The sequence below is a fragment of the Caballeronia arationis genome (assembly GCF_001544975.2).
Taxonomy (GTDB): Bacteria; Pseudomonadota; Gammaproteobacteria; order Burkholderiales; family Burkholderiaceae; genus Caballeronia; species Caballeronia arationis.
Genome location: NZ_FCOG02000065.1, coordinates 1 through 26,433, shown reverse-complemented (window position 1 = coordinate 26,433; position 26,433 = coordinate 1). Strand labels below are relative to the sequence as shown.

The 26,433-nt window shown below is 64.0% G+C and carries 18 protein-coding genes and 1 pseudogene; 14 read left to right on the top strand and 5 right to left on the bottom strand.

The features are described from left to right. Positions 1 to 18 precede the first annotated feature (18 nt). Genes AWB81_RS27895 through AWB81_RS27885 form a run of 3 tightly spaced genes read right to left on the bottom strand, consistent with a single transcriptional unit; the run spans position 19 to position 2,727 of the window. Positions 19 to 1,026, bottom strand: coding sequence for an ABC transporter substrate-binding protein (locus AWB81_RS27895; protein WP_062639754.1), 1,008 nt, complete (start codon positions 1,024 to 1,026; stop codon positions 19 to 21). Positions 1,027 to 1,052: 26 nt separating this feature from the next. After that, positions 1,053 to 1,832, bottom strand: coding sequence for an ABC transporter ATP-binding protein (locus tag AWB81_RS27890; RefSeq protein ID WP_062639753.1), 780 nt, complete (start codon positions 1,830 to 1,832; stop codon positions 1,053 to 1,055). Then, positions 1,819 to 2,727 (bottom strand): ABC transporter permease, encoded by a 909-nt coding sequence (locus AWB81_RS27885; protein WP_062639752.1) that lies wholly within the window; start codon positions 2,725 to 2,727, stop codon positions 1,819 to 1,821. The genes AWB81_RS27890 and AWB81_RS27885 overlap by 14 nt, the downstream gene beginning before the upstream one ends. A gap of 244 nt (positions 2,728 to 2,971) precedes the next feature. On the opposite strand from AWB81_RS27885, the gene AWB81_RS27880 reads away from it, so the two are divergent. Both AWB81_RS27880 and AWB81_RS27875 read left to right on the top strand, forming a co-directional pair. Continuing rightward, the gene (locus AWB81_RS27880; protein WP_062639751.1) at positions 2,972 to 4,207 is read left to right on the top strand and encodes an acyl-CoA dehydrogenase family protein; all 1,236 of its coding nucleotides are present in this window, start codon (positions 2,972 to 2,974) and stop codon (positions 4,205 to 4,207) included. Between the two features lie 182 nt (positions 4,208 to 4,389). Beyond that, positions 4,390 to 5,028, top strand: a complete 639-nt coding sequence (locus AWB81_RS27875; protein WP_062639750.1) for an NADPH-dependent FMN reductase — start codon at positions 4,390 to 4,392, stop codon at positions 5,026 to 5,028. Between the two features lie 8 nt (positions 5,029 to 5,036). On the opposite strand, the gene AWB81_RS27870 is transcribed toward AWB81_RS27875, so the two are convergent. Continuing rightward, a complete protein-coding gene (locus AWB81_RS27870) occupies positions 5,037 to 6,488 on the bottom strand; it encodes an NAD(P)-binding domain-containing protein (protein ID WP_062639749.1) in 1,452 nt (483 codons plus the stop codon). 259 nt (positions 6,489 to 6,747) lie between these two features. On the opposite strand from AWB81_RS27870, the gene AWB81_RS27865 reads away from it, so the two are divergent. From AWB81_RS27865 to AWB81_RS47020, 10 genes are all read left to right on the top strand, one after another. Next, positions 6,748 to 8,316, top strand: a complete 1,569-nt coding sequence (locus tag AWB81_RS27865) for an ABC transporter substrate-binding protein (RefSeq protein WP_062639748.1) — start codon at positions 6,748 to 6,750, stop codon at positions 8,314 to 8,316. 3 nt (positions 8,317 to 8,319) lie between these two features. Further along, positions 8,320 to 9,240 (top strand): ABC transporter permease, encoded by a 921-nt coding sequence (locus AWB81_RS27860; RefSeq protein WP_062639747.1) that lies wholly within the window; start codon positions 8,320 to 8,322, stop codon positions 9,238 to 9,240. Then, positions 9,237 to 10,085, top strand: coding sequence for an ABC transporter permease (locus AWB81_RS27855; protein ID WP_062639746.1), 849 nt, complete (start codon positions 9,237 to 9,239; stop codon positions 10,083 to 10,085). The genes AWB81_RS27860 and AWB81_RS27855 overlap by 4 nt, the downstream gene beginning before the upstream one ends. Next, positions 10,082 to 11,095, top strand: coding sequence for an ABC transporter ATP-binding protein (locus tag AWB81_RS27850; RefSeq protein WP_062639745.1), 1,014 nt, complete (start codon positions 10,082 to 10,084; stop codon positions 11,093 to 11,095). The genes AWB81_RS27855 and AWB81_RS27850 overlap by 4 nt, the downstream gene beginning before the upstream one ends. Further along, positions 11,092 to 12,060, top strand: coding sequence for an oligopeptide/dipeptide ABC transporter ATP-binding protein (locus AWB81_RS27845; protein ID WP_062639744.1), 969 nt, complete (start codon positions 11,092 to 11,094; stop codon positions 12,058 to 12,060). Before AWB81_RS27850 ends, AWB81_RS27845 begins: the two co-directional genes overlap by 4 nt. A 12-nt stretch (positions 12,061 to 12,072) precedes the next feature. Then, positions 12,073 to 13,491, top strand: a complete 1,419-nt coding sequence (locus AWB81_RS27840) for an LLM class flavin-dependent oxidoreductase (protein WP_062639743.1) — start codon at positions 12,073 to 12,075, stop codon at positions 13,489 to 13,491. Beyond that, positions 13,484 to 14,323: a TauD/TfdA dioxygenase family protein gene (locus tag AWB81_RS27835; protein WP_062639742.1), complete on the top strand. Its 840-nt coding sequence runs from the start codon at positions 13,484 to 13,486 to the stop codon at positions 14,321 to 14,323. Before AWB81_RS27840 ends, AWB81_RS27835 begins: the two co-directional genes overlap by 8 nt. Further along, the gene (locus AWB81_RS27830; protein ID WP_062639741.1) at positions 14,320 to 15,735 is read left to right on the top strand and encodes an LLM class flavin-dependent oxidoreductase; all 1,416 of its coding nucleotides are present in this window, start codon (positions 14,320 to 14,322) and stop codon (positions 15,733 to 15,735) included. The genes AWB81_RS27835 and AWB81_RS27830 overlap by 4 nt, the downstream gene beginning before the upstream one ends. Continuing rightward, positions 15,732 to 16,931, top strand: a complete 1,200-nt coding sequence (locus AWB81_RS27825; protein WP_062639740.1) for an acyl-CoA dehydrogenase family protein — start codon at positions 15,732 to 15,734, stop codon at positions 16,929 to 16,931. The genes AWB81_RS27830 and AWB81_RS27825 overlap by 4 nt, the downstream gene beginning before the upstream one ends. Before the next feature lie 192 nt (positions 16,932 to 17,123). Beyond that, a complete protein-coding gene (locus AWB81_RS47020) occupies positions 17,124 to 17,258 on the top strand; it encodes a hypothetical protein (RefSeq protein ID WP_235025935.1) in 135 nt (44 codons plus the stop codon). Positions 17,259 to 17,373: 115 nt separating this feature from the next. Here the strand turns inward: AWB81_RS47020 and AWB81_RS27815 are convergent, their stop codons facing one another. Continuing rightward, entirely contained in the window at positions 17,374 to 23,700 is a 6,327-nt protein-coding gene (locus AWB81_RS27815) for an autotransporter outer membrane beta-barrel domain-containing protein (protein ID WP_235025934.1), read from the bottom strand. 985 nt (positions 23,701 to 24,685) lie between these two features. Between AWB81_RS27815 and AWB81_RS27810 the strand changes: the two genes are divergently transcribed. Together AWB81_RS27810 and AWB81_RS27805 are read left to right on the top strand one after the other, a co-directional pair. Further along, complete coding sequence (locus AWB81_RS27810; protein WP_062639762.1) at positions 24,686 to 25,417, top strand: IS110 family transposase; 732 nt, start codon at positions 24,686 to 24,688, stop codon at positions 25,415 to 25,417. A 489-nt stretch (positions 25,418 to 25,906) separates the two neighbouring features. Further along, positions 25,907 to 26,317 (top strand): annotated as a pseudogene (locus tag AWB81_RS27805) (IS30 family transposase); the annotation flags it as partial. Positions 26,318 to 26,433 lie beyond the last annotated feature (116 nt).

Sequence of the window (26,433 nt, the reverse complement as noted above, 5' to 3'; positions counted from 1 at the left end):
CCTCGTCATTGAAGCCGCTCAGCGCGCAGCTACGGCCTGCCCGTCGTAGACCGGATTGAACTCCAGATCGACCTTGATCTCGTTCTTGATGTCACCGGAACGATAAAGCGTATCGGCGATGCGCTGCTCACGCGCCACGAGCGACTTGTCGAGCGGATAGAACACCGAGCGTCCGTTCTCCGCCGAGAACTTCGCGCGCGCGGGGCTCTGCTTCATTTTCTCCAGATAGATCTTCTCGACGGCCGGCACGTTCTGCGCCCACCACGTCCACGAGTTCTTGAGACGGCCGAGGAAGTCGCCGAGCGCACGGCTCTTCGCCGGATCGCGCAAGACGTCGGTGCGTGCGGTGAACACCGACAGCGCGGGGATATCCAGCTCGTCGCTCTTTATCACGACGCGCGCATCGCCCTTGTCGACGGCTTCCTTGACGGGGCCGTATCCACCCGAATAGACCGCGACCTGTCCCGCATTGAATGCGGACGCGGACACGTTGCCGTCGCCGAACTTGACGCTCTGGATGTCCTTCGGTTTCAGCCCCGCTTTGTTATAAGACAGCACGTATTGCAAGAAATTGAAGCCGCCGAAGTTGTAGCCCCACGTCTTGCCGCGCAGGTCGGTCAGGCTCTTCACATCGGCCTCCTTGCGCACCACGGTGACGATGGGCGGATAGCTGCTGTCCGGATTGCGCCATCCCGCGATGATCTGCAGCGGTGCGGTCTCGGGCGTCCATGGCACGCGCGCGTTGCCCTGCTCGATGATAAGCGACGTATCGCCCATCAGGCCGACGTCGAGCACCTTCGAATAGAGCGCCGACAGTTGCGCCGCCGGTCCTGTGAGGACAGCCCACTTGACCTTATAAGGCGCGCCGTCGAGCACGTGCGACGCCTCGACGATGAGCGGCCACGCGGCGTCCTGCGTGCCGATCTGCAAGGTAAGCGGCTCGTCTTGCGCGAAGGCGGCGCTCGAGCCCGCCGATACGAACAGGCTAGCGACGATTAGAGCGGTGACGCTTTTTCTGGTGCGCATGTGTGTTCGATGAGTGAAGGAAATCGTCATGCCGCGTCTCTCGACGCAGTCTGGAAAGCGTCCGCCTGGCCCACGCCGAGCGCGGCAAGCAGCCGGGTTCTGAGCGCGACCGCGGCTTCGTCGCCGCGCGAGCGCGGACGCGGCAAATCAACGGCAATGTCGGCGCTGATCTCGCCCTGCGACAGGACGACGATGCGGTCCGAAAGCAGAATGGCCTCGTCGATATCGTGTGTGACCAGCACGACCGCGGGCGTGTGGGCGCGCCAGAGCCGCGCCACGAGTTCGTACATGCGGATTCGCGTAAGCGCGTCGAGCGCGGCGAACGGCTCGTCGAGCAGGAGCAGCTTCGGCTCGCGCACGAGCGCGCGCGCCAGTGCGACACGCTGCGCCTCGCCGCCCGAGAGCGTCTTCGGCCAGCCGTCCGCCTGACGCGAGAGACCGACTTCCTCGAGCGCCGCGAGCGCCGACGGTTTCGCCGCACGCAGCCGCTCATGGCCGATCACGACGTTTTCCCACACGTGCTTGGCAAGCACGAGGCGCGGCTCCTGAAACACGACCGAGCGCGCCCCAGCCACGCGCACGCGGCCGCTGTCGGCTTGGTCGAGACCGGCGAGGATGCGCAGGAGCGTCGTCTTGCCGGCCCCCGACGCGCCGAGCATCGAGACGAACTGGCCGCGCTTCACGGTGAGCGAAACGTCCTTGAGCACGGCGCGTCCGGAAAACACGCGGCTCACCGCGTCCAGTTCGAGCGCGGCTTCGCGCTCCCCGTGACGGGTCTTCAATGCGTTGATATCAGGCGAGTTCAAAGCGCGGCCTCCATGGCAAGGCGAGATGTTCGAGCGCGCGCATGATGAGGTCGGTCGCGATGCCGAGCGCCGCGTACACGAGAATGCCCGCGATGATGATGTCCGCGCGCTGGTTCTGGTTCGCGTTCACAAGAATGTAGCCGATGCCGTTCTGCGCGTTGATCTGCTCGGCGACGACGAGCGCGAGCAGCGCCACGGCCGACGAGTAGCGCACGCCGACGAGGATCGAAGGCAATGCCGTCGGCAGGATGATGCGCAGCGCCACTTGGCGGCTCGACAGCCCGAATACCTTCGCCGCTTCGAGCAGCTTCGGATCGACGCCGCGTACGCCTGCGTATGTGTTGAGATACATCGGGAAAATCGTGGCGGCGAGGATGACCGCGACTTTCGCGCCCTCGCCGATGCCGAACCATGTGATGAAAAGCGGAATGAGCGCGATGAACGGAATGGTGCGCAGCATTTGCAGCGGTGCATCGACGATCTCTTCACCGACGCGCCACAAGCCCGCGAAGAGACCCGCGAAAAGACCGATGCCACCGCCGATCGCAAGCCCTGTCGCCGCGCGCAGCAGAGACACGCCGATCGCGTTCTGAAGCTCGCCGTCGGCGATCAGCTCCTTCAGCGCCGCGAGTATGACGGTGGGCGGCGGCAAGGTCTCGGGCGCCACGAGCTTGAGCGACGACGCGAGTTGCCACAACATCACCAGCGCGACCGGCACGCCGACGCGCAAGGCGCGCGATCGCAGGAGTGACCATTGCAGCGCCGTGTTGTTCGCGGCGGCGCGAGTCGGCAGATCGACGAGAGAGGGGGCGTCGTTCGAGCGCGGAGCTGTCCGTTCTGGCGGCGTGGCCGGGTCAAGCCCGATCACGGCGGAGGGAAAGCGAGGGACGTTCATGGGCGTTCGTCGAGGATGAGTGGAACGAACGATGGTACGGTCGCGCGCCTGGGCCTCCAACAAACGGTTCTCCAGATGCTAAGCGCTGCCAGCGTGATTTGAAATCCCGATCGAATGAAATCGATAGCGAAAACCGTTATGCGTTGCATTGCTTATCAGATTCACTTGGTTGGCGAATCAAGGCGGCTTGAATAGTGTGTGCAGATTGCGGTGCACCGATCAACAACTGGACAACCGAGCGTAAATGGGACATATCGAATCGAACCTGTCTGCCGGTCGCGGACGTGGCGAACATGCTCAGGCCGTCAGGCCTGCTTCAACGGCTCTCCGCGAACTCGTTGCGGCAATCGAAGAAGGCGCGCACGCGCGTGCGAACGGCGACGCGGAAACTCGCGACGCGATCGCGCTCGTGCGCGAGGCGCGTCTCGGCGTGTATCGCCTGCCTGTGGAGGAAGGCGGAGGCGGTGCCACGTTGCCGCAGCTCTTCGAGCTCGTGTTCGATCTCGCACAAGCCGACTCGAATATTCCGCACATCCTGCGCAACCACTTTGCCTTCGTGGAGCGCGCGCTGCGCACGCCGAATCAAGCCCCCTACTCGCGCTGGCTCGACTCCGTCAAGAAAGGCGCGCTATACGGCCTCGGCGCAAGCGAACTCGGCAAGCAGAACATCGGGGACGGAGATGGCGCCACTTCGCTCGCCCCCCAAGGCGACGGCTTCGTGCTCGACGGCGTCAAGTACTACAGCACGGGCAACCTCTACGCGGACTACATTGTCGTCAACGCGAAGACGCAGGACGGACGATTCGTCGCGGCGCGCGTCGCAGTGGGGCAAAAAGGCGTGGACGTGCGCGACGACTGGGACGGCATCGGCCAGCGCCTGACGGCGAGCGGTACGACCGTCTACGACCACGTCGAGGTGTCGCGCGACGACGTGCTCTATATCGACGACGAGTTCAAGGTCCCGTGGCAGGCCACTTTCTCGCAACTGTGGCTGACGACGATCATCGCGGGCATCTTGCGCCGAGTGGTGAAAGACGCCGTGGCGCTGCTCAAGCGTCGCGATCGCAACTATTACCACGCGGTCAACGCCCGCCCGGCCGACGACCCGCTGTTGCAGCAGATCGTCGGGCGCCTCGACAGCGCGGCCTACGTCGCGGAATCGAGCGTGCTGCGTGCCGCCGATGCGTTGGGCCGCGCCTACGATTCCGCGCTTGCCGGCACGCCCGACGAGGCGCTCTTTCTCGAAGCGGCATTGAATGCGGCGCGCTCGAAGGTGCTGATCGACGAACTCGCACTCGATGCCGCGACGCGGCTCTTCGACGTGGGCGGCGCATCGGCGGGCAAGCAAAGCGCGGCGCTCGACCGGCACTGGCGCAACATCCGCACGATCGCCTCGCATAATCCGGTCGCGTACAAGGCGCGCGTGCTCGGCGAACATGCGCTGCACGGAACGCCTTTACCGAAGGACGCGTTTTTCTGAAAGCCTGCTTCCCGGCGCGTGATGCGAGCCGCGCTTCACGCGCTTCGGCCATATCCCTCATATCCTTAGCGCAATTCGTGCTTTCCCGTGGGCGCTCTTGCTCGGTAGCATGTTCTTCCTTAACGCCGAGCGCAGAACGGGCGCGCCGCAGTTCCCTCTTTCAAATCCCTGGAGTGTTCATCTTGTCTCGAACCCCTTCATCGCAGAGGCCGCTGGTCGTAGGTATCGGCGGCACGACGCGACCTGCGTCATCCACCGAGCGCGCGCTCGCTTTCGCATTGAAAGGCGCTCGGGAAAGCGGCGCGCGCGTGCAATTGTTCGGCGGCGCATTCCTCTACAGCTTGCCGCACTACGCACCTGAAACGGGCCACTTGACCGACGAGCAGCGCGAGCTCATCGAAGCCGTGCGCAGTGCGGACGCGCTCATCGTCGCGTCGCCCGGGTATCACGGCGGCATCTCGGGGCTGGTGAAGAACGCGCTCGACACGCTCGAAGAACTTCGGCTCGACGAGCGCCCTTATCTCGATGGCCGAGCAGTCGGCAGCATCGTGACCGCGTATGGCTGGCAGGCGGCGGGCACGGTGCTCACGTCGCTGCGCTCGATCGTGCATGCGCTGCGCGGCTGGCCGACGCCCTTTGGGGCCGCGGTCAATACGCTCGAAACACGCTTCGAAACGCCCGATACGTGTTCGGACCCGAAGGTCGCCGAGCAGCTTTACACCGTGGGCCGGCAGGCGGCGAGCTTTGCGCTCGCGTTCGGCGCGAACCGTACGGATGCATATCACGAAGCGCAACCGCGCGTGGCGGTTGCGCAGAACTGACTTGTTAGTCAGCCCGCCGATTCGACGTCGGTCTCGCGATAAACTCGATGTTCGTATTGCGCCGTGTCGAAATCTGCTGGAACGCCGGAATTCATGCGCGCCTCTTGTGCATCGAGATCTTCGAGGAACAGGTCCTGGCTGATCCGACGGATCACGGCGGGAATGTCGCGCTTCATGCACGGCACGTCGCCGACGGGCACGCCACGGCTCACGAAGCCGGCCGGGTTGAAGTCGTGCACGTGCTTCAGAAACGGCGCCGCGCCCGGAGACTTTTCCAGATATTCGAGCGCGTCGCCGAGATAAGGATGCGCGCCGAGCGCATCGTCGCGTTCATCGGAGGCCGGGACGTAGCGGTCTCGCCATAGCAGCACATGATCGGCGATTTGCGCGAGTTCGGGCCGCGCATGGAGATCGACGGCGTAGCCTGTGCCCGCAATCACGAAATCGAAGTCGAACGACGTGTCTCCTGCGCGCGCTCGAACGCTACCGTCGACGACGGCGGCGTCATGCCACGGCGCGCCGAGATGCAGATGAAAGTTGGAAAACCGCGTCACGCGCTGCACGGCATCGGCGGGCGCCGTCGAACCCGCGCGCCGGAAGCGCAACGCCTGCCGCCAGCGCACCGCATCGGGCAGCGCGGGATAGTTGTCGTACGCGCCCGGATAAGCACGCGCGCGGCTCACCGGCACCGCGGGCAGCTCGGCGCGTCGCACGAACAGATGCACGTCGGCAGCGCCTGCTTCGAGCGCCGTCGCAGCGGCATCGAACGCTGAGGCCGCACCACCAATCACGGCCACCGACTTGCCGGACAGCGACGCGAAATCGATCGCATCGGACGTGTGGGCAAGATGCGAGGAAGGCAATGACGTAAGCGGCGGCACGATGTTTGGCTTGCCGTTGCCCGCGAATCCATTGCCGAGGATGATCTTGCGCGCGGTCTCCACGCGATGCTCGACGCCCTTTGCCGTGCGTATCGTCAGATGCAGCGCGAAGTGCGTGCCCTTCGGTTCGATCAGTGTGAGCGTCGTGCCGTATCGAATCGGTATGCCGAGAAAGTGCCGGTACCACGCGAGATACTCGGCCCATTGCGCACGTCCGATGCGCTCGATGTCCGCATACGACGCCTCGCCGAAACGCGCTTCGTGCCATGCCTGAAAGCTCAGTCCGGGCAAGCCCGCTTCCGGCCCGGCGAGCGACTTCGGCGTGCGCAGCAAGTTCATCCTTGCATACGTCGTCCAGCTTCCTGCGCGCGTTTCGTCGGACGCGGCATCGATCACGCTCACGCGGCCGATGCCCGCGCGCCGCAGTCCGAACGCAAACGCCGAACCGGTCTGCCCGCCGCCGACGATCAGGACGTTGTGATCGATGCCAGGACGGCCGATCACCCAGTCCTCTGGATCGGGGCCGATGAGGCGCAGCGTTTCGCGCGCGTGGTCGTCGTGATGAAGCGGTCGTGTCATGAAAGGCTTCCAGAAAAAGGACCATCAAGTATCGATCGCGCACCGCCCATCGCAAACGAACGATTCGTGCTTTCGAATTTCACGAAGCGTGAGGTCGACGACCAAATGACATCTGCTACAAAGGTCCTGAGCGCCCCTCCGATATCGATATGCGATTAAGTCGTTTCGAATCGACCAGGGATCGGTTCATCATGACGGATCAAGTTCAACCATCCTCCGGCGAGCCGATGTCTGTCTCGCCCAGCACTTCGACCCATCCATGCGCACGCTTTCGTCAGTCCTTCGCGGACTGGTTTTGTCCGCCGCTTTGTCCGGCGCTTTCATCGGCCCTTCACTCGCGGCGAGCACGGCTCCCGCAGTCGATCGCGACACGGTCGTGATCGGCGTCGAAAAGGAGTTCTATAACCTCGATGGGCTGGTCGCCGTGAGCGGCGATTCGCTGCGCTACGGCTGGCAAATCTACGACACGCTCTACGGATTCGACACCAAGGGCAATCTCGTGCCGCGTCTCGCCACGAGCGTCAAGGTATCCGACGATGCGCGCGTGTTCACCTACAAGCTGCGTCCCAACGTGAAGTTCCACAACGGTGCGACGCTCACGTCGCGCGACGTGAAGGCATCGCTCGATCACGTGCTCGATCCGCGCAGCAAGAGCACGCGCCGGCCGTTCTTCGCGCCGGTCATCGATACCATCGAGACGCCCGACGACCTCACCGTCGTATTCAAGCTGAAGACGCCCGATGGCGCGTTCGCGAACAAGGTCGCGGGCTATCTGTACATCGTCCCCGCCGACTATCTCGCGAGCCTGCCGAATCCGGATGCGTTCGCGCAGAAACCGATCTCGCTCGGACCGTACAAGTTCAAATCGCTCGCGCCGGGCGGAAGCGAACTGGTCCTCGAACGTTTCGACGACTACTGGGGCGAGAAGGCGCGCGTGAAGACGCTGATCTTCCGCGCGATCACCGAGCCCGCGAGCCGCGTCAATGCGGTGCTGCGCGGTGAAGTCGATCTCTCGGTGGCGTTGCCTTTCTCCGACTATCAGCGGCTCAAGAAGGAAACCGGACTCGATGTGATCGAAAGCCGTGTGGCTTCACCGCTCTACGTGCGCGTCTATACGAACGACAAGGCCTCGCCCTTCTCCAACATCAAGGTGCGTCAGGCGCTGAGTTATGCGATCGACACCAAGGCGATCATCAAGAGCGTGCTGTATGGCGTGGGCGAACCGCTCGGCACGATGATCTCCAACTATTACCCGTATGGCGCGGACCGCACGATCCAGCCATACCCATACGATCCCGCCAAGGCGAAGGCGCTGCTCGCGGAAGCGGGCTATCCGAAAGGCTTCGAGACGACGCTCAACATTCAAGGCGACATGCCGCAGGGCGTGGCCGAGGCGCTCGCCGCCTACTGGGGACAAGTCGGCGTGAAGGTCAAACTCAATCGCCTGACCTATGCGACCTTCCAGCGCCTGAACAACACGCATACGTCCGGGCCGCTTGCGTTGAGCCAATTCACGAATGCGCTTTACGACCCGGTGCATCCGGTGAGCGGCGCGTTCGCATCGAATGGAAGTTGGTCCGACTATTCGAACCCTAAGGTCGATGCGCTGCTCGCCGACGTCTCCAAGGTGAGCGACACGACCAGGCGCGGCGAAGTCTTCCAGCAGATCGGCCGCGAGTTGCATGACGACGCCGCCGCCTTCTTCATCTCCGAGTTCACCTACGTGTACGCGAAGAAGAAGACGCTGCAATGGCAGCCGCAGCAAGGCGGCGGGTTCCTGAATTTCCGCAGCATCCAGTGGGCGCAGCAGAACGCCGCCGGGAACTGATCGATGCTCGTTTATGTCCTGCGCCGCTTCGGTTCGGCCCTGATCACGGTCTGGCTGATGTCGGTTCTGATCTTCGTGCTGGTGCGCATGGTGGGCGATCCCGCCTATCTGCTGATGCCGCCCGAGGCGACCGAGGCGGACCGTCAGCTCTTTCGCGAGCAGCTTGGTCTCGCCGATCCCGTACCGCTGCAATACGCGCGCTTCCTCGGCGGCATCCTGCACGGTGACATGGGCAACTCGTTCCACTTCGGCGCGCCTGCGCTTTCGATGGCGCTCGGTCGATTGGGTTCCAGCCTCATGCTCGTGGGGATTTCACTCACGCTGGCGCTTGTGGTCGGGCTGCTGCTCGGCGTTGCGTCGGCGGTGCGGCGCGGTTCGTGGATCGATCGCGCGGGGTCGCTCTTCGCCGTGCTGGGGCAGGCCGCGCCGCCGTTTTTCGTCGCGCTGCTGCTGATCCGTCTTTTCTCCGTGCAATGGGGCTGGCTGCCAACTGGCGGGCACGGCACGTGGAAGCATCTGATCCTGCCCGTGACCGCGCTTGCGTGGTATTCGGCGGCGGGCATCGCGCGCCTTACTCGGGCGAACATGCTAACCGTGCTCGAAGCCGACTACATTCGCATGGCGCGCATCAAGGGGCTGCCCGAGCGCGTCGTGATCGGCACGCATGCGCTCAGGAACGCGGCGCTGCCCATCGTCGCATTCACGGCTTCGCAGTTCGGCGTGTTGATCGGCGGCGCAGTGGCAATCGAAACGGTATTTTCGTGGCCCGGTTTCGGCAGCCTGATGGTCGAGGCCATCAGCACGCTCGACTTTACCGTCGTGCAGGCGGCCGTGATCGTGTCCGTGCTGCTGTTCGTCTCGATCAATCTTGCCGTCGATGTGCTCTATGCGCTCATCGATCCGCGCATCCGGTATCGCTCATGAGCGTTCGCTTTCTTTCCTTCGACGGTGAGCACACCGGGTCCCGCATGAGCGTGACGTTCATGTCCGGCGTGCTCGCTGCGATAATCGCGGGGTCTGCGTTCGCGCCCTGGCTATCGAGCGTCGATCCCAACGCGATCGATCTCTCGGCCACATTCCAGGCGCCCGGCTGGCACCACTGGTTCGGCACGGACCAGATGGGCCGCGACGTCTTCACGCGCACGCTCTTCGGCGGCCGCATATCCCTTTCGATCGCGTTCTGCGCGGTGCTGCTCGCGGGCTTCTTCGGCGCGCTGGCGGGTCTCCTGTCGGCGTATCTCGGCGGACGCTTCGATGCCACGCTGATGCGCGTCGTCGATGCCCAGTATGCGCTGCCGCCAGTGTTCCTCGCGATGCTGATCGTCGGCATCTGCGGGCCGAGCATCACGAACATCGTCATCGTCGTGACGCTCGCGAACTGGGGACGCTTCGCGCGCATCATCCGCGCTGAGGCGCTCAGCCTGCGCGCGCGCGACTTCATCCTGATCGCGAAGCTGGCGGGCGCGTCGCCGCTATACGTCGCGTTGCGCCACCTGTTGCCCAACGTGCGCAATACCTTCGTCGTGCTGCTGACGCTCGACATCGGCCTTGTGATTTTCATGGAAGCGGCGCTGAGCTTCGTTGGTCTAGGCGTGCAACCGCCCGATCCTTCGTGGGGCGGCATGATCGCGGAAGGCCGCAATTATCTCGATACCGCGTGGTGGCTCTCCGCACTGCCGGGTCTTGTGCTCATCGCTACCGTTTTGTGCAGCAATCGCATCGGCGAGTTCTTGCAGCGCAGCGATGGCGTCGACGGAGATTGGCGATGAACCGTCCGGTGCTGGAAATCGATGATCTGGTCGTCGAAGCACGGTCTTCCGACAAGCAAGTACGTATCGTGGACGGCGTGAGCTTTGCCGTACGCGCGGGCCGCACGCTGGGTCTCGTCGGTGAGTCGGGCTCCGGCAAGAGCGTAACGTGCCTCTCGCTTTTGGGCTTGCCGCCGCGCGGCGTGAGCGTGACCGGAGGCCGCATCCTGTTCGACGGTCACGACCTGCGCGGCAGGACGCCCGCCGAACTGAATGCGTTGCGCGGCCGCGAGATCGGCATGATCCTTCAGGACCCGATGACCTCGCTCAATCCGCTTCTGACGATCGGACGGCAGATCACCGAAATGTTCCGCTATCGCGACGGCATCAAAAGCCGCGAAGTACGCGAGGCGCGCGCGATCGACCTGCTGCGGCAAGTGCGCATTCCCGCGCCCGAAAGCCGCCTGAACAGCTATCCGCATCAGTTCAGCGGCGGCATGCGTCAGCGCGTGGCGATCGCAATGAACCTCGCGTGCAATCCGCGCCTGCTGATCGCGGACGAGCCGACTACCGCTCTCGACGTCACCGTGCGTCTGCAAATTCTCGATCTGCTGCGCGAAGTGCAGGCCGAGCGCGGCACGGCGATCGTGCTCGTCACGCATGACCTGCATCTGGTGCGCCGCTATTGCGACGACGTCGCGGTGATGTATGCAGGACGCATCGTGGAGCAAGGTCCGGTCGAACAAGTCTTCGGGCGCCCTCGGCATCCCTATACGAAGGGGCTGCTCGGCGCGGTGCCGCGTCTTTTCAGCGCGCAGCGTCGGCTGACGGTGATCCCGGGGCAGCCGCCGCTGCCTGGCAGCATCGCGCAAGGATGCCGCTTCGCGCTGCGTTGTCCGCGTGCGCAGGCCGATTGCCTGAGCGCGTATCCCGCGACGCGTGATATCGATACGAATCGGTCCGTCGCGTCCTGGCATCCGGAGCCGGAAGAGATGGCGCCACAACCGCTTCTCGCGACGGAGGCTTCATGAGCACGGCGATCCGCGTGACGGACATCGCTCGCACATTTCCCGTGCGTGGCAGCCTGTTCGCGCAGCCAAAGATGCTGCGCGCCGTGGAGAACGCGTCCTTCGCGTTGCCGAGCGGCGGCACGTTCGGGCTGGTCGGCGAATCGGGATCCGGTAAATCGACGCTCGCGAAAATCGTCCTCGGCGCGGACGAACCGACGCGCGGCGAAGTGCGCTTCGGTGATCGCTTGTTCGGCAAAGAGACGCGCGATGGCGACAGGCGCTGGCGCCAGCGTGCCGTGCAAGCGGTACTGCAGGACCCGTTCGGCTCGCTCGATCCGCAGATGAACATCGGCGATATCGTGCTCGAACCGTTGCGCATCCAGCGCCGTGGATTCGCCCGCGACAAGCTGGAAAAACGCCTCGACGAACTGCTCGCACAGGTCGGTCTGCCCGCCGAATTCAAGCGCCGCCGCCCGGGCGAACTGAGCGGCGGCCAGCGTCAACGCGTTGCCATTGCGCGTGCGCTCGTGCTGGAGCCGGAGATCCTCGTCCTCGACGAGCCGGTCTCGGCACTCGACGTATCGATCCAGGCGCAAGTGCTCAACCTCCTGAAGGACCTTCAGGACGCGCTCGGTCTTTCCTATCTGCTGATCTCGCATGATCTGGCCGTCGTTGCGTTCATGAGCAGCCATATCGGCGTGCTCTATCTCGGGCGCTTCATGGAGCAAGGCACACGTGAGGATATCGTCCAGCGCGCGGCCCATCCCTACACGCATGCGCTCATCGCCGCGTCCGAGCCGGATGCGCTCGACGTTCAGGCGATCGGCGGCGAGATTCCGTCGCCGCTTGCACCGCCCGCCGGATGCGTCTTCCATACGCGCTGCCCTTCCGCGCGCGATGTCTGCCGCGAGGACGCTCCACCCGTGCACCGGCTCTCCGCGACGCACCACGTCACGTGCCACTTTCCCCTCACATCGAAGGCATAAAGGACTTGCGCCATGTCGAAGGAAATCCGCATCAACGCGTTCCTGGCCTTCGCGCCGACGCATCTGTCGCCTGGACTTTGGGCGCACCCGCAAGACCGCGCGCTCGACTACAACTCGCTGACGCTCTGGACCGATCTGGCGCGCACGGCCGAACGCGGCGGCTATGACGCCCTCTTCTTCGCCGACGGCATCAGCCAGTACGACGTCTACGGCGGATCGAATGCGGCCGGCGTGCGTTGGGGCTTGCAGTTTCCGCGACTCGATCCGCTTCTGCTCGTCTCCGCGATGGCGCAAGTCACCGAGCATCTCGGCTTCGCCGTCACGAGCAGCGTGAGCTATGAAGCGCCATTCCTCTTCGCGCGCCGCATGTCTACGCTCGATCATCTGACGCGCGGACGGATCGGCTGGAACATCGTGACGAGTTTCGGGCAGAGCGGCTCGCGCGCGATCGGCCAGCAGGACGCGCGTCCGCACGACGAGCGCTACGACCTCGCCGATGAATACATGGAGATCGTATATCGGCTATGGGAGGAAAGCTGGGAGGATGGCGCAGCCGTGCGCGACACGCAAGCGCGCGTGTTCGCGGACCCGCAACGCGTGCATGAGATCCGGCACGAGGGCAAGTTCTTCTCGATGCAGGGCACGCACTACTCCGAGCCTTCGCCACAGCGCACGCCTTTGCTGTATCAGGCGGGCACGTCGAATCGCGGCAAGGACTTCGCCGCGCGCCACGCCGAATGCGTATTCCTGAGCTCGCCCACCGCGCATCTCGTCGCGCGCGATGTCGTCGAGATTCGCGAGCGTGCCGCGGCACTCGGACGCGACCCGGCGAGGGTACTGTTCTTCGCGCTCGCGACCGTGATCGTCGCGCCGACCTCGGAAGAGGCGCAGGCGAAATGGGAAGACATCCAGCGTCACGTGAGTCTCGAAGGCGCGCTCGCACTCTTCTCGCGCTGGAGCGGCATCGACCTTTCGAAGTACAGCCCCGATGATCCGCTGCGCTACGTGAAAAGCGAAGGCATGCAATCGGCGATCGAAGCGTTCACCGTCGCCGATCCCGAACGCGTGTGGACTATCGGCGAGCTGGCGATCTTCAATGCGATCGGCGGCAAGGGGCCCGTGTTCATCGGCTCGCCGACCGAAGTGGCCGACGCACTGGAGCGCTGGAAGTCGGAGACGGGTATCGACGGCTTCAATCTCAGTCACGCGCTGTTGCCCGGGACGCACGAGGATTTCGTCGATCTCGTCGTGCCCGAGTTACGGCGTCGCGGCGTCTACAAACCCGCGTACCGCGCAGGCACCTTGCGAGAAAAGCTCTACGGCGAAGGCGCTGCGCACCTCGCCGCGCCGCATCCCGCCGCCCTGCATCGCGCGGCTCATCAACCAACTGATTCGCGCGCCACGCCCATCGAGGACGAAACCCATGCTTGATACCGCTTACGAGACCATCGCCGTTCACCCGCTCACGCGCCATATCGGCGCGCAGATCGGCGGGATCGATTTGACACAGCCGCTCTCCGCGCAGCAAGTGGCCGACGTACGCCGCGCACTGCTCGCGCATCAGGTCATCTTTTTCCGCGACCAGCCGATCAGCCTCGATCAACACCTTGCGCTCGGCCGCTACTTCGGCGCGCTCCACGTCCATCCGAACAGCCCCGGCCCCGACGGCTATCCGGAGATCCTGCAGATTCACGGCGATGCGACCACCAAACGCATCGCGGGCGATCGCTGGCATTCCGACGTCTCGTGCGACGAGGAACCGCCGCTCGGCAGCATCCTGCATCTGCATACCCTGCCCTCACACGGCGGCGACACGCTCTTTTCCAGCTCGTATGCGGTGTACGAATCACTGTCGCCAGGCTTCAGGACTTATCTGCAAGGACTGACTGCCACGCACGACGGCGAGCCGACCTACCGGCAACGCAATCGTCTGCGCGGCATCGACGATGCGGGCAAGACGTTTCCCAAAGCCTCGCATCCGGTGGTCCGTACGCATCCCGAAACCGGGCGGAAGGGCGTCTTCGTCAACTCGAACTTCACGACCCATATCGACGGCGTGCCGGAAGCGGAAAGCGAAGGCATCCTGCGCCTGCTGTACGAACGCTTCGCCTCGCCCGAGTTTCAGGTGCGTTTCAAATGGGAGCCGCATTCGATCGCCTTCTGGGACAACCGCGCGGTCCAGCATCTCGCCGTGTGGGATTACTACCCGGAAGTGCGCTCGGGCTACCGCGTGACGATCAGCGGAGACAAGCCTTACCTATGACATCCGCCGCATCGAATCCGAAGAAGGAGATCCGCGTCAACGCGTTTGCGCTGCATAGCCCGGTGCATCACTCGCCGGGAATGTGGCGGCATCCGCGCGACCGGTCGCTCGAGTACAACACGCTCGACTACTGGGTCGATCTCGCGAAGACGCTGGAGCGCAGCCTGATCGACTCGCTCTTCATGGCCGACAGCATCGGCGTGAACGACGTGCACGGCGGCAACCTCGACACCGCGTTGCGTCATGGCGCGCAGGTGCCCAAGCAGGACCCGCTCATGTCGCTCTCGGCGATGGCCTACGCCACGCGCAACCTCGGCCTGTGCGTGACGAGCAACGCCAATCACGAACCGCCCTACGTGTTCGCGCGGCGCATGTCGACGCTCGATCATCTGACGCGCGGGCGCATTGGCTGGAACATCGTCACGGGGTTTGCCAAGAGCAGCGTGAAGGTGCTGGGCAAGGACCAGGTCGCCTCGCGCGACGAGCGCTACGACATCGCCGACGAGTACATGGACGTCGTCTACAAGCTCTGGGAAAGCAGCTGGGAAAACGGCGCGAGTGTGCGCGACACGGCCACCGGCGTGTTCGCCGATCCCTCGAAGGTGCATCGCGTCGATCACGAGGGCAAGTACTTCAGGGTGCAAGGCATCCATATGACCGAGCCTTCGCCGCAGCGCACGCCAGTGCTGTTTCAGGCGGGATCGTCGGCTCGTGGGCAGCGCTTCGCGGGACATCACGCGGAAGGAATCTACCTTAGCGGGCCGAGCAAGAAGGTGCTCACGCCCGTCGTCGCCGGAACGCGTGCCGAAGCGGTGAAGGCCGGGCGGGATGCGCGCGACATCCAGTTCTTTACGATGGCGACGATCATCACGGGCCGCACTACACGCGAGGCGCGCGACAAATACGAAGACTATCGCCGCTACGTGACGCCCGAGGCAGCGCTCGCGATGTTCTCGGGCTGGACCGGCATCGACTTCTCGACCTACGATCCCGACGAGCCGATCCGCTACATGCAACTCGACGCGGGCACGTCCTCTGCGCTGGAAGGCTTCACACGGCTCGATCCGGAGCGCATCTGGACGGTGCGTGAACTTGCGCTGCATAACGCAATCGGTGGACGCGGACCGGTTTTCATCGGCGCGCCGAACGAAGTGGCTGATGCGCTCGAAGACTGGGTCGATGAAACCGACATCGACGGCTTCAACCTGAGCTATGCGGTCACTCCGGAAGCCTACGAGGACTTCGCCGATCTCATCGTCCCTGAGTTGCAGGCCCGCGGACGCTACAAGACGCGCTATGCGCCCGGCACCTTGCGCGAAAAGCTCGGCGGCCGCAGCAGCCTTCTGAACGAGCGCCACCCCGGCGCGGCCTTTCGCAGATATCCCTCCAGACCCCTACGAAACACACCATGAGCATCTCCAGACAACTTTTCGATGCGCTCGCCGCCATGCCCGCGCTTGCCGAAGAAATCGGCGTCGATGCCGCAGAGCGCGAGATTCGCCGGGAACTGCCATTCACCGCCTTCGACGCGTTCCGGCGCTCCGGGCTCGGCGCGCTGCGCATTCCTGTCGAACGGGGGGGACTCGGCGGCACGCTCGAAGATGCGATTCACGTCGTCACGACATTGGCTGCTGCCGAATCGAACGTTGCGCACGCGTTGCGCGTGCATTTCGATGTCGTCGAATCGATGCGTCTTGCGCCGCTTACGCCGTTTCACGACCGGCAAATGCGCCGTATCGTCGAGGGGGCGCTGTTCGGTGGCGCTTCCGGCGAACAAGGCACGGCGCGCGCGGGCGAGATCGAAACCGTCCTGCGGCGCGAGGACGATCACTTCCGCGTGACGGGCAAGAAGTACTACACGACGGGCACCGCTTACGCTGATTTCGTGCGCGCGAACCTCGTGAACGAAGACGGCAAAGGCGTGACCGCGGTCATCCCTGTGCGCTCCGAAGGACTCCAGGTGCTCGACGACTGGGACGGCATGGGCCAGCGCATGACAGCGAGCGGCAGCGTGGTCTTCGACAACGTCAGGGTCGATCCGAACGAAGTGATCGAAAAAGGCTATACGTCGCTCGTCGGGCGGCATGGCGGCGCGTATCGGCAACTGCATCTGGTGGCGGTGGCGGCGGGCATCGTGCGCAATGTCGTCGCCGATGCCCGCAAGTACGTGACGGCGCACGGCCGTCCGGTGCTGCACTCCACCGCGCCGACGGCCCGCGAGGACGTGTTCATCCAGCAGGTCGTGGGCGAACTGTCAGCGCTCAGTCATACGATCGACGTGCTCGTGCGGGACAACGCGCGAGTGCTCGGCGCTTCGTCCGATGCGATTCTGCGCGGCGATCCGGCGGCGGACGAGCTCGTGCTCCAAGGGGCGCTCGCGACGGCCCGCACGCAGGTCGTCGTTGGCAAGCTGGCGCTGCAGGCGGGCGAGCGTCTCTTCGATGCGGGCGGCGCATCGGCGACGTCGCGAAAACATAACTTCGACAGACACTGGCGCAATCTGCGCACAATCTTCAGTCACAATCCGCTGCATCACAAGGCGAAGGTCGTCGGTGACTATGTGCTTAACGGGGTGAAGACGCATTTGGTGGAGGGGCGCACCTTTTAGGCGCCTGGCGTACCCAGAATGCGAGCACAACGAAGTGCGTCTGGAATGGCTGCCGATCGGCGGAGTCGTCGATACGAACGTTGTCCATCATCGCGCGGCGCTTCTGCTCGACCGGCCGCGCCATCTCATGCTACCTGCCGCGACCTCGTGATGTACTACGGCGCGATCTTCGCGCGCCTTGGGCGGGCGTCGATGATCGAAACGCTGCAGAAAGATTTCATTCGCATCGCGCGCGCGAAAGGCGGCGGCCGCTGGTACGTAGTGACCCACGACGCGCTGCGGCATGCACTGCTGCCCGGCTCACGATGCTCGGTTTTTGCAACGTAGTGCACTGATCGGCAACTCGGCGATCGTCGAAACGGTATCTGGGTGGCCGGGGCTCGGGCAACTGTCGTTCGCAGCAGTGAAGAGTCGCGACGTTGCACGGGTCGCGACGGTTTTGTCAGAACCTGTACTTAAGCCGGATCTGGCCGCCATTCTCAACCTCGTGTGTGGCAACTACGCCGTCATACTCCAGACGCACATCGAGGCGTTTGGTCGTATACACCTCCACCCCGGCGGAGAACTTGCCAGCGACGTGCGCATTGGCAAGCGTATTGGTGAAGCTGCCGAAACCCGGGGCAACGGCGAACGACGCGTTGGTCGTGTAGGTATTGCCTGCAATGAAGCTCACCCCGGCGCCGACATAGGCGTCGACTGTCGCCGACCCGATCTGCGCGCGCGTCCCGATCCGCAGATTCGGTGTGCCGGTCGCAATGACGCTGTTCGCACTTTGCACCTTCAGGTTGAGTGCGCCCGCACCGCTCTCCGTGTAGCCCGGGAGATTGATGTAGTTCAGATCGCCGTCGAGCGCCGGCTCCAGGTAGAAGCGGTCAAATGGAATCTGGTAGGCCGCGCGCATGTGCAGTCCGACATTGAACGAATCGGGCGAGGCGGTTGCCACCGCATTGGCGGCCGGGACGACGCGCGAGCTATTCATCCAGCCGTAGCTGGCGTCCACCGCACCGGTGAAAGTCCACGGCCCGGCCTCGTGCTTGAGCGCGACGACTCCAAGAAGCGCATTGCCGTTGGCGCTTGTCAGGTTGTCGTTGCCGGTGAAGCGGTCGGTCTCGTAACCAAGGGCGCCACCGAGGAACCAGCCGGGCTGCAGCTCGACCTGACCGCCGACCTTCATCGTCGTACCTTGCCAGCCGTAGCCCGGGAAGGAAGCGTCGGCGCTGCGATTTTCCCACATGCCCGTGGCGCGGAACCACACGCAGGAGCCCTGCTTTCTCACGGTGGTGTCGTCGTCGGCGAACACCGGGCAACTGAAGACGGAGCGAGCGAATGCCTGGCTGGCCTGGTAGCGCGCCGCAGCGATGCCGAGCAGCTCCTGGCCGGAGACGGCGGTCAGCGCCTGGGCATAGCCCGACGTGCTACCGACGTTACCGAAGGCTCCGAAGATGGGTGCAAAGGCGGGATTGGCGCTGCTCCACAGCCGGTCCAGGTTGGCTGCGACGCTTTGCTGTGTGGCCGAAGAACCCTTGCTCGCTCCCACGAAATCCGCATCGGTCCTGATTGCGACGGTGTTGCCCTGCACCTCTGGCGTGAAACGGTAGACCGGCGTCGAGGAACCCGCGAGCGTAGCGTCCGGCTGAATTCCGCCGGCCGCCGCCAGCACGGTGCTCGTACTCTTCAGATAGCTCACCGGGTCAACCTGTACCTTGCCGGCGAGCGCGGCGGTACCCGTTACATTGAGCAGATCAGACTGCTTGTTGACCGGATCGATCTGGACGTTCAGCACACCAGTCGAACTCTGCACAAGATTGCCGGTGAGAACCGTCTTGCCGATCGACTTGGCACCGCCGACTTTGAGCGTGCCGGCGTTGTTCACCGTGCCGCCTCCGACGTTCAGCATGGTGGGTGTGTCGATCACGCCGCCGGCCAGATTGTTGACAACGCTGGTGCTGGTGCCACCAACGTCGATGTCGCCGGTGATAGTGCCGGAGTTGTTGACCGTGGTGCTGACGGACCCGCCCCCGTACACCGTGGGATACGCCAGGATCGCGTATTTGCCTAAGGTCTGGATGGTGCCCTGGTTGTTGATGACGTTGTTATTGCCCCCAAGTAGACGGACCGCGGCAGCGTCGCGATACTTCGGGTCCTGCCCCACTATTTTACCCGTCGGGAAATTGGGATCGGTCGTGCCCCCTATGACTTTCGAACCGGCCGTCAGGTTGATCGAGATGCGCCCGGCTGTCTGGCCGTCGCTCTGCGCCAGGATGCCGGCGGACCCGACGCCTGTCGCCATGACCGTGTCGTTATTCCTGACGTTGACGAAGACCGGGCCGCCCGCGCCGGCGCCACCCGCGCTGCCCTCTCCCATCGCATGCGGCAGGTCGACTGCGTTGTCGTTATAGGCCACCAGACCACCGCCACCACCGATCGATTGCGCGAAGATCGCCGGCGCGTACCGGCCGGTCGTCACGACCGTCCCGCCGTTTGCCACGATGACGTTGACGGTGCCGCCATTGCCGCTGTTGGCCAATACCGCGTTGTTCGTAGCGCCAACGTAGCCCTGCGAGGCGGACGGGTCGCCGGCAAAGCCCCCACCACCGCCGATCGATTGTGCGACGATTCCATACGCACCGTCGCCGGTGGTGGTGACAGTGTTATTGGTGTCCACGACAAGAACGTTGCCGCCATCGCCCTTCGCGCCACCGGCGCCGGAGGTCGTGTTCGCGATCTGTCCGCCCACCACGAACCCGCCCCCGCCGCCGATCGACTGCGCGACGATACCGTGCGCGTCAAGCCCGCTCGTCGTCACGTTGCCTTCCGTGTTGACAGTGACGTCGCCGCCATTTCCCGAACTGCCGTTCTGACCACCGAAGCTCAGTGTCACCCCGTAGATGTCGGCGAGCCGTCCCTGAGGATTGACGATGATTTTGGAGGGATCGAACGTCTCATCGCTGCTCGCGGTCGTCACGACACCGCCGCCACCGCCGATGCTTTGCGCGAAGATGCCGACGCTGTGCTTGCCAAGTGTCGTGACCGTGCCGTTGTTGTTGACGCTTACGGTGCCGCCATTCCCGGCGCCTCCGCCAGTGCCGCCCACGGCGATCGACAGGCTTTTCAGCGAACCGCTGATCGCCCCCGACATCGCGCCGTTGCCGCCACCGCCGCCTACGCTCTGCGCGTACACGCCAAACGCTTCCACCCCCTGCGTCCCGACTGCGCCACTCGCATTCTGCACGACACTCACTGCACCGCCTGAGCCGGCCGCGCCGCCGCTGCCGCCCACGGCGACCGCGGCCTGCACCTTCGAATCATTGTTCGACTTGCCGACCGAACTCGCCGCGCCGCCGCTGCCGCCGCCGCCGCCAATGCTCTGCGCGAAGATGCCGTGGGATTGCGCGCCATAGGTGCCGATCGCGCCGGTGTTGCTGGTGTTCACCGCGCCGCCCTGGCCACCCGCGCCGCCGCTGCCGCCGACCGACACGCCAACGCTGATCTGTGACACGGTGCCCAGAACTTTCGATACCCCATCCGGCTGCGTGAGGAGCTTTTCCAGATCACCATAAGCCGCTTCGATTTTTTCGCCGAGCGCTCCGACCTGCAGGATGTTGTTGCCCAGGTTCTGCACATCCTGGTTGAGGCCGAGGCCCTGACCCAGAATGCCAAACAGGGTCTGGGCGTTGGAGATCGTGTCGAGGCCGCCGCTGCCGCCCGCGGCCGCCGCGCCCTTGCCGCCTTTGCCCCCGCCGCCGCCGACGCTTTGCGCGAAGATGCCGGTCGAGGCCGCGCCGCGGGTGACAATGTTGCCGTTGTTGGTCGTCGTCACCGTGTTGCCGTCGCCGCCGACGCCACCCTTGCCGCCAACACCCACGGCGATAGCATCCTTGCCGCCGCTGGCCGCAGCGGTACCACCGCCGCCTGCGCCGCCGCCGCCGCCCACGCTCTGGGCGAACACGGCATCGGCGCCGTCGCCGCGCGTCGCGATCGAACCGTCGTTGATCAGGCCGACCGTGCCGCCCGTCCCCCCCGTTCCACCCGTTCCGCCCACCGCGATTGACGCGCTGAAGCTGGCTTTGGCGTTAGCCGCCGTTGCGGAGGCATCGCCCGTACCACCATTGCCGCCGCCACCGCCAATTGACTGTGCGAACACGCCGTGGGCGTCCTGGCCCAAGGTGGCGATCAGCCCGGAGTTTTCCAGGTTGACGGCGCCGCCCGTGCCGCCGCTGCCGCCGCTGCCGCCGAGAGCCACGGAGACCGACAGGGACGCCCCTTTGGCAGGCGACGCGGAGTAGGACGCGGCGGTTGCGTCGCCCCCCGTACCACCGCCGCCACCGACGGATTGCGCGAAAACGCCGGTCAAGCTGTCGCCCGCTGTGGTGATCAGACCGGAATTATCGAGCGTGACATTGCCGCCGGTGTTACCGGTCCCGCCGGCGCCGCCGATCGCGACGCTGACACTGATTGCAGGAATGTTGGGGCTACCCGATGCGGCAACGGCACGCGCCGTGGCGCTGCCGCCGGAGCCGCCGCCGCCGCCGATGCTTTGCAGCACGACACCTTCGGCATCCGAACCATACGTAGCAACCTGCCCCGTGTTGGTCAGCGAAACCGCGCCAGCCGCGCCGCCTCCGCCGCCTTGTCCGCCAATGGCAACCGAGTTCGACAGGGGGCCGCCGACCGTGAACGCTGTAGCGTTGCCGCCATTGCCGCCACCGCCGCCGATCGACTGGGCCTTGATACCGGCTGCGTGGTCGCCGTAGGTCGTGACGAGTGCGCCGTTGTCGACAGTGACCTGGCCGCCCGATCCGCCACCGTGGGCATCCCCGCCGATCACCATGGAGATCAGCCCCCCGCCGGTCGACGTCGCGCTGCCGGCGTTGCCGCCGGAGCCGCCGATGCTTTGCGCGAGTATCCCCGCGCCACCGCTCTGGTCGAGGCTGCCATATACGCTGTTCTGGCCGAGCGTGAGTTTCACCGCGCCGCCATTGCCGCCCTGGCCGCCGTTGCCGCCGATCTCGAAACCCGCACCGACGGTGACGCCGCTGGCGTCGCCGCCGCTTCCGCCGCCACCGCCGATGCTCTGGGCGATCAGCGGAATGCTGCCTTCGCCTGATGCGCTGCCGACCGTGACAAAGGCGTGGTCCGAGTTCACCGTGACCGCACCGCCATCGCCGCCCGCGGCACCTCCACCGCCCGTGCCGGACAGCACGAAGCTGACACTACCGCCATTGCCCCCACCGCCGCCGATACTTTGCACCAGGGCGCCATGCGTATATGGGCCGTTCGTTTTAATTGTCGCCGTGTTCGTCGCGTCTCCAAGGGTCAGCGAAGCGCTCCCGCCAGCGCCTGCCTTACCACCATTGCCGCCTTCACCCACGATAGTGCCCTGGGCGCCGTCACCGACACCGCCGGCGCCTCCATTGGCCTGCACCAGCACGCCCTCACCCCCGATCAACCCGGCAGTAGACTGCCCGGCCGGAACATTCGCGGTGTAATCGATGGAACCAAGGACGGTGGCGCTGGCGCTGCCGGCATTCCCGCCGTTGCCGCCCGCACCACCCTCATTGCGGATCGTGCCGTCGATGGCAGTGCCACCGCCCCCGCCCGCTCCGCCATTCGCCGTGGCGGTTACGCCGCTGCCCGGCTGATACTGACTCTTCACCGGTTGCATCTGATCGGAGAAAACGATCTGGCCACCGCTGCCGAGTTCCGCGCTGGCTGTGCCGCCGTTACCTCCGTTGCCGCCGGTCCCGCCAAAACTGCCACTTCCACCGAACGCGCCACCAGCGATGCCGCCCTTACCGCCATCGGCGTCAGCCAGCATCGGAAAGATCTGGCCTATAGGGGTGCTGGCGGTCAGACTGCCGTTCTGATACGCAAGTGTCGCGGTACCGCCGGCGCCGCCATTGCCGCCCTTGCCTCCATGGCCTTCCACGAGAAGATCACCCGGAGTGGGCGAGTCGCCACCTTCCCCGCCGGTCCCGCCCAGGGCGGACGCTCGCAGGCCGACGCCATAGAACTGAATATTGCCGGAGGCGTTAAGCGCTGCCTGACCACCCCGCCCCCCTGGTCCCCCGTTGCCGCCATAGAGCGGTTGTCTGCCTTGGGCATTGGACACGGCACCCACTCCGCCGGTGCCGCCATTGGCTTCCACGTCGAGCGCAACTTCCGGAAGGACACCTTTCGGGTCGGGACCAACCGCGCCGCTAAACTGCACGGAGACCGCGCCGCCATTGCCAGCCGCTCCGCCGTTTCCCGTGTGGGCGGAGCCATCGTCGTCATAACCGCCCTGTCCGCCGGCACCACCGTCACCACCGTTGACGGACCATCCCGCTCCCATCGTGGGGCTGATGGGGGTCGGCGTGAAGCCCCCCTTCACCGTAATTCCGCTGTTGACGCTGTTAAAGGAACCACCCGACTGACCAGCGAAGCCATCCTGGCCCTTTCCGTTCCAAGAGCCGTCGTCAGCGCCTTTGCATCCCGCCTGCCCCGAGGCGCCAAGGTAATACTGGGGAAGCGGCGCTGCGCCAAACGACTGATTGGAAAAGTTGGTCTGTGCCGGCGCCGAAGGCAGCGCGGGATTGGCGCTGCTGTTGCACTGGGCTCGCGCCGCGACCGGAACAAGCAGCGCTGCCAGCGACGCCACGGCCGAGGCCAATGCCACCGCGGTGCGGCGCTTGCGCCCGCAGCCATCCTCCACAGAAAGAGCCGACGTCAGTACCCGCGCAGACTCACCATGCGATGAATGCTTGAATATGTACACGATCTTCCCCATTTTGGTTCTGTCGAAATAACAGATGCAACTGGTTGCAGTCTTTCTAAAAAGACCTCGAATTTGTCCGCGAGTCGTGCAGAAACTGGTTTTCGGGGCGACCCGGCTCGAGCGGACAAAGCCCGATTTCTGGACACGACGAATGACCGGAAGCCAGCACTGGCAGGTGCTGCCTGTGAAATTGAGCCCTGCCCAGGAATGTGATTACTTTCTAACTTTCACCGGCATATTTCGGCGGAAGTTTTCCAACTTGATAAAGGCCTTCAGATGAGATGACCTGTGCATCCTCAAGCGCTCTCTGGAACTTTTGGCATTCCTTCGTTGAATACAAGAGGCGAAATGCACATGAATTTACCACTGCTATTTCAAACTGAATATTTGCTGTTCATTGACCATTTTTGGAATCGACTGCGTAAAAACAGCTTCTTGATATTAAAGAGAATTCTGATTCATCATCGGCAGTCGCGAAAGCAACACCACTTGGTCCCACGTTGATCAGACATGGGGCAATGAGCATGAGCCATGGCGCTATACGCAGCGAATGAACACATAACCATGAAACTTAAAATCGGCTTATGACAAAATGTTTTCATGAAAACCTCACAATCCAGCAGGCCGCAGGCAAAACCTGTCGCATTACAGAGTCAGCCCTGTCCGAGTTCGCTGCCCAGTCCTGATCATATTGGGTAAATATGGATGAGAAGACATCAGGCCGAGGCACCTAATGCGCATTTTAAAAAGCATCAATCACTTGCGCTTAGGCTGCATAGTGCCCGTGATGAATTAGATATTTATTAGTATGATGGAACAACAGGTACCGCTAGCCGGGTTTTGTTCAATTCAAGGCACTTAAGATGATCCGCGAACTCGGTTTGGGGTAATCGAATGAAAGGGTCCCCGTCCCGAGGCTGCGGCGGAAGCCGCGAATCCGGATCAAAGTGCCATGATGGAGTGTCGAGCCTTCATCAACGCCAGCAGGATGGGGTCCATGTCCATTGTCACCGTCGGAATCGATCGTGCCAAGAATGTGTTTGCCATCCATGGTGTGGATGAAACCGGCAAGGCGGTAATGGTCAAGCCGAAGGTCACCCGTGATCAACTCGTCGCGTTGATCGCGCAATTGCCGCCGTCCCTGATCGGCATGGAAGCCTGTTCGGGTGCGCATCACTGGGCCCGCGTGTTCCGCCGACCTGGCCACACGGTGAAGTTGATGGCTGCCAGACTGGTCGCGCCGTACCGGATGTCTGGAAAGCATGGCAAGAACCACGCGACAGATGCAGCGGCCATCTGCGAAGCCAGCGAGATAGCGCGCGAGGACAAGCGTAGCCGTCGACTCATGCAGTTGCGTGGCAGCGGGCCGACAACGGCCAGTGCGTTGCTTGCCAGCATCGGTGCCGGGCATGACTTCAGGATTGGTCGCCAGGCGGCCGCCTGGCTCGGCCCGACGCCTGGACAATTCAGCAGCGGCGGCAAAGCACGACTTGGCAGCATCACCGAGGCTGGGGACGCCTATCTTCGCGGTCTGCTGGTCACCGGTGCTCGCGCAGTCATGGCAAACCTGAGCGACAAACAGGACCGCTTTAGCCGTTGGGTCAGAGCCCTGACCAAGCGGCGCGGCTATTGGCGCGCGGCGTTAGCGATCGCTGCCAAGAACGCGAGGATGGCATGGGGACTGCTGAGATATGGCGATGATTTCAAACATCAAGCAGCTACCATTTAAAGCACTGGCATCCACATCGTACAGCCATCTGACCATGACCAGATAGAAGATCACTTTGCACTGCCAGCGGTGATGTGAAGCGGGTTGGACCCGCGCGAGGCGTACCTGCGAAAAGGACTGGGACTTCAATCCCGATAATCGAACGAGGCCCCCGCGCGCGTCTTTCATCAGGGTCCGGGCCATTGGCCCACGATGACCGTTTGTAGGACCGCAGTCCTTCACCTTCTCACGCAACGCAGGCAACGGCAAAGCAACGAAAGAAATCCGCGATTGAGCTTGCGCTCAACGGGGAAGCGCTTGTAGCTGCGTTTCGCTTGGCGGCCTCCGAGTAGGCGAGGAAGTCGCCCCCCTCACCCCTCACAGATCCGGACGAGCCCAATTAAGGCATCCGGTTCCTCATCATGCAGATTCGCTCACGGTTTGGCGTAACGATGGACAATCCGAGGCTGCGGTAACGGAAATAGGGTGAGTATCCTCATGAAGGCAACCCGCCAGTTGATTGCCTGCCTGCGCCACGGCCACAGCACCCGCATGTCCCGCACGCGCGGCACCGACCGGCGCGGGCAGATTCCCGACATGATCAGTATCCACGTGCGCCCGCCAGAAATCGAGGACCGCCTGCTGCCTGGGCATTGGAAAGGCGATTTCATCAAAGGCGCCGGCAATCAATCCTCCGTTGGCGTACTGGTTGAGCGCACCAGCCGCCTGGTGCTGCTTGCCAAGATGGAAGATGCAACCGCCGCCTCAGCTCTGGCCGGCTTCTCCGCCAAACTCAACGCGATTCCTGAACCCCTGCGGCAGAGCTTCACATATGACCAGGGCAAGGAACTCGCGCGGCATCAGGAACTTGCCGCCACCACAAGCGTAAGGGGGTACTTCTGCGACCCACACAGCCCGTTGTAACGCGGCACTTGCGAAAACACCAACGAATTGCTGGATCTCGAGAGTGCCGAGTTCTTGCGCCTTTCTCACGGTCTCATCTTGGCGTTCGTGAGCGCCGATCCAGTTCTCGGTAA

Excerpts from the sequence above, each read along its gene's own strand:
- AWB81_RS27835 (WP_062639742.1), top strand. The coding sequence starts at position 13,484 with ATGCTTGATACCGCTTACGAGACCATCGCCGTTCACCCGCTCACGCGC.
- AWB81_RS27830 (WP_062639741.1), top strand. The coding sequence starts at position 14,320 with ATGACATCCGCCGCATCGAATCCGAAGAAGGAGATCCGCGTCAACGCG.
- AWB81_RS27885 (WP_062639752.1), bottom strand. The coding sequence starts at position 2,727 with ATGAACGTCCCTCGCTTTCCCTCCGCCGTGATCGGGCTTGACCCGGCC.
- AWB81_RS27895 (WP_062639754.1), bottom strand. The coding sequence starts at position 1,026 with ATGCGCACCAGAAAAAGCGTCACCGCTCTAATCGTCGCTAGCCTGTTC.
- AWB81_RS27815 (WP_235025934.1), bottom strand. The coding sequence starts at position 23,700 with ATGGGGAAGATCGTGTACATATTCAAGCATTCATCGCATGGTGAGTCT.
- AWB81_RS27810 (WP_062639762.1), top strand. The coding sequence starts at position 24,686 with ATGTCCATTGTCACCGTCGGAATCGATCGTGCCAAGAATGTGTTTGCC.
- AWB81_RS27845 (WP_062639744.1), top strand. The coding sequence starts at position 11,092 with ATGAGCACGGCGATCCGCGTGACGGACATCGCTCGCACATTTCCCGTG.
- AWB81_RS47020 (WP_235025935.1), top strand. The coding sequence starts at position 17,124 with ATGATCGAAACGCTGCAGAAAGATTTCATTCGCATCGCGCGCGCGAAA.
- AWB81_RS27860 (WP_062639747.1), top strand. The coding sequence starts at position 8,320 with ATGCTCGTTTATGTCCTGCGCCGCTTCGGTTCGGCCCTGATCACGGTC.
- AWB81_RS27880 (WP_062639751.1), top strand. The coding sequence starts at position 2,972 with ATGGGACATATCGAATCGAACCTGTCTGCCGGTCGCGGACGTGGCGAA.
- AWB81_RS27825 (WP_062639740.1), top strand. The coding sequence starts at position 15,732 with ATGAGCATCTCCAGACAACTTTTCGATGCGCTCGCCGCCATGCCCGCG.
- AWB81_RS27855 (WP_062639746.1), top strand. The coding sequence starts at position 9,237 with ATGAGCGTTCGCTTTCTTTCCTTCGACGGTGAGCACACCGGGTCCCGC.
- AWB81_RS27870 (WP_062639749.1), bottom strand. The coding sequence starts at position 6,488 with ATGACACGACCGCTTCATCACGACGACCACGCGCGCGAAACGCTGCGC.
- AWB81_RS27865 (WP_062639748.1), top strand. The coding sequence starts at position 6,748 with ATGCGCACGCTTTCGTCAGTCCTTCGCGGACTGGTTTTGTCCGCCGCT.
- AWB81_RS27850 (WP_062639745.1), top strand. The coding sequence starts at position 10,082 with ATGAACCGTCCGGTGCTGGAAATCGATGATCTGGTCGTCGAAGCACGG.
- AWB81_RS27840 (WP_062639743.1), top strand. The coding sequence starts at position 12,073 with ATGTCGAAGGAAATCCGCATCAACGCGTTCCTGGCCTTCGCGCCGACG.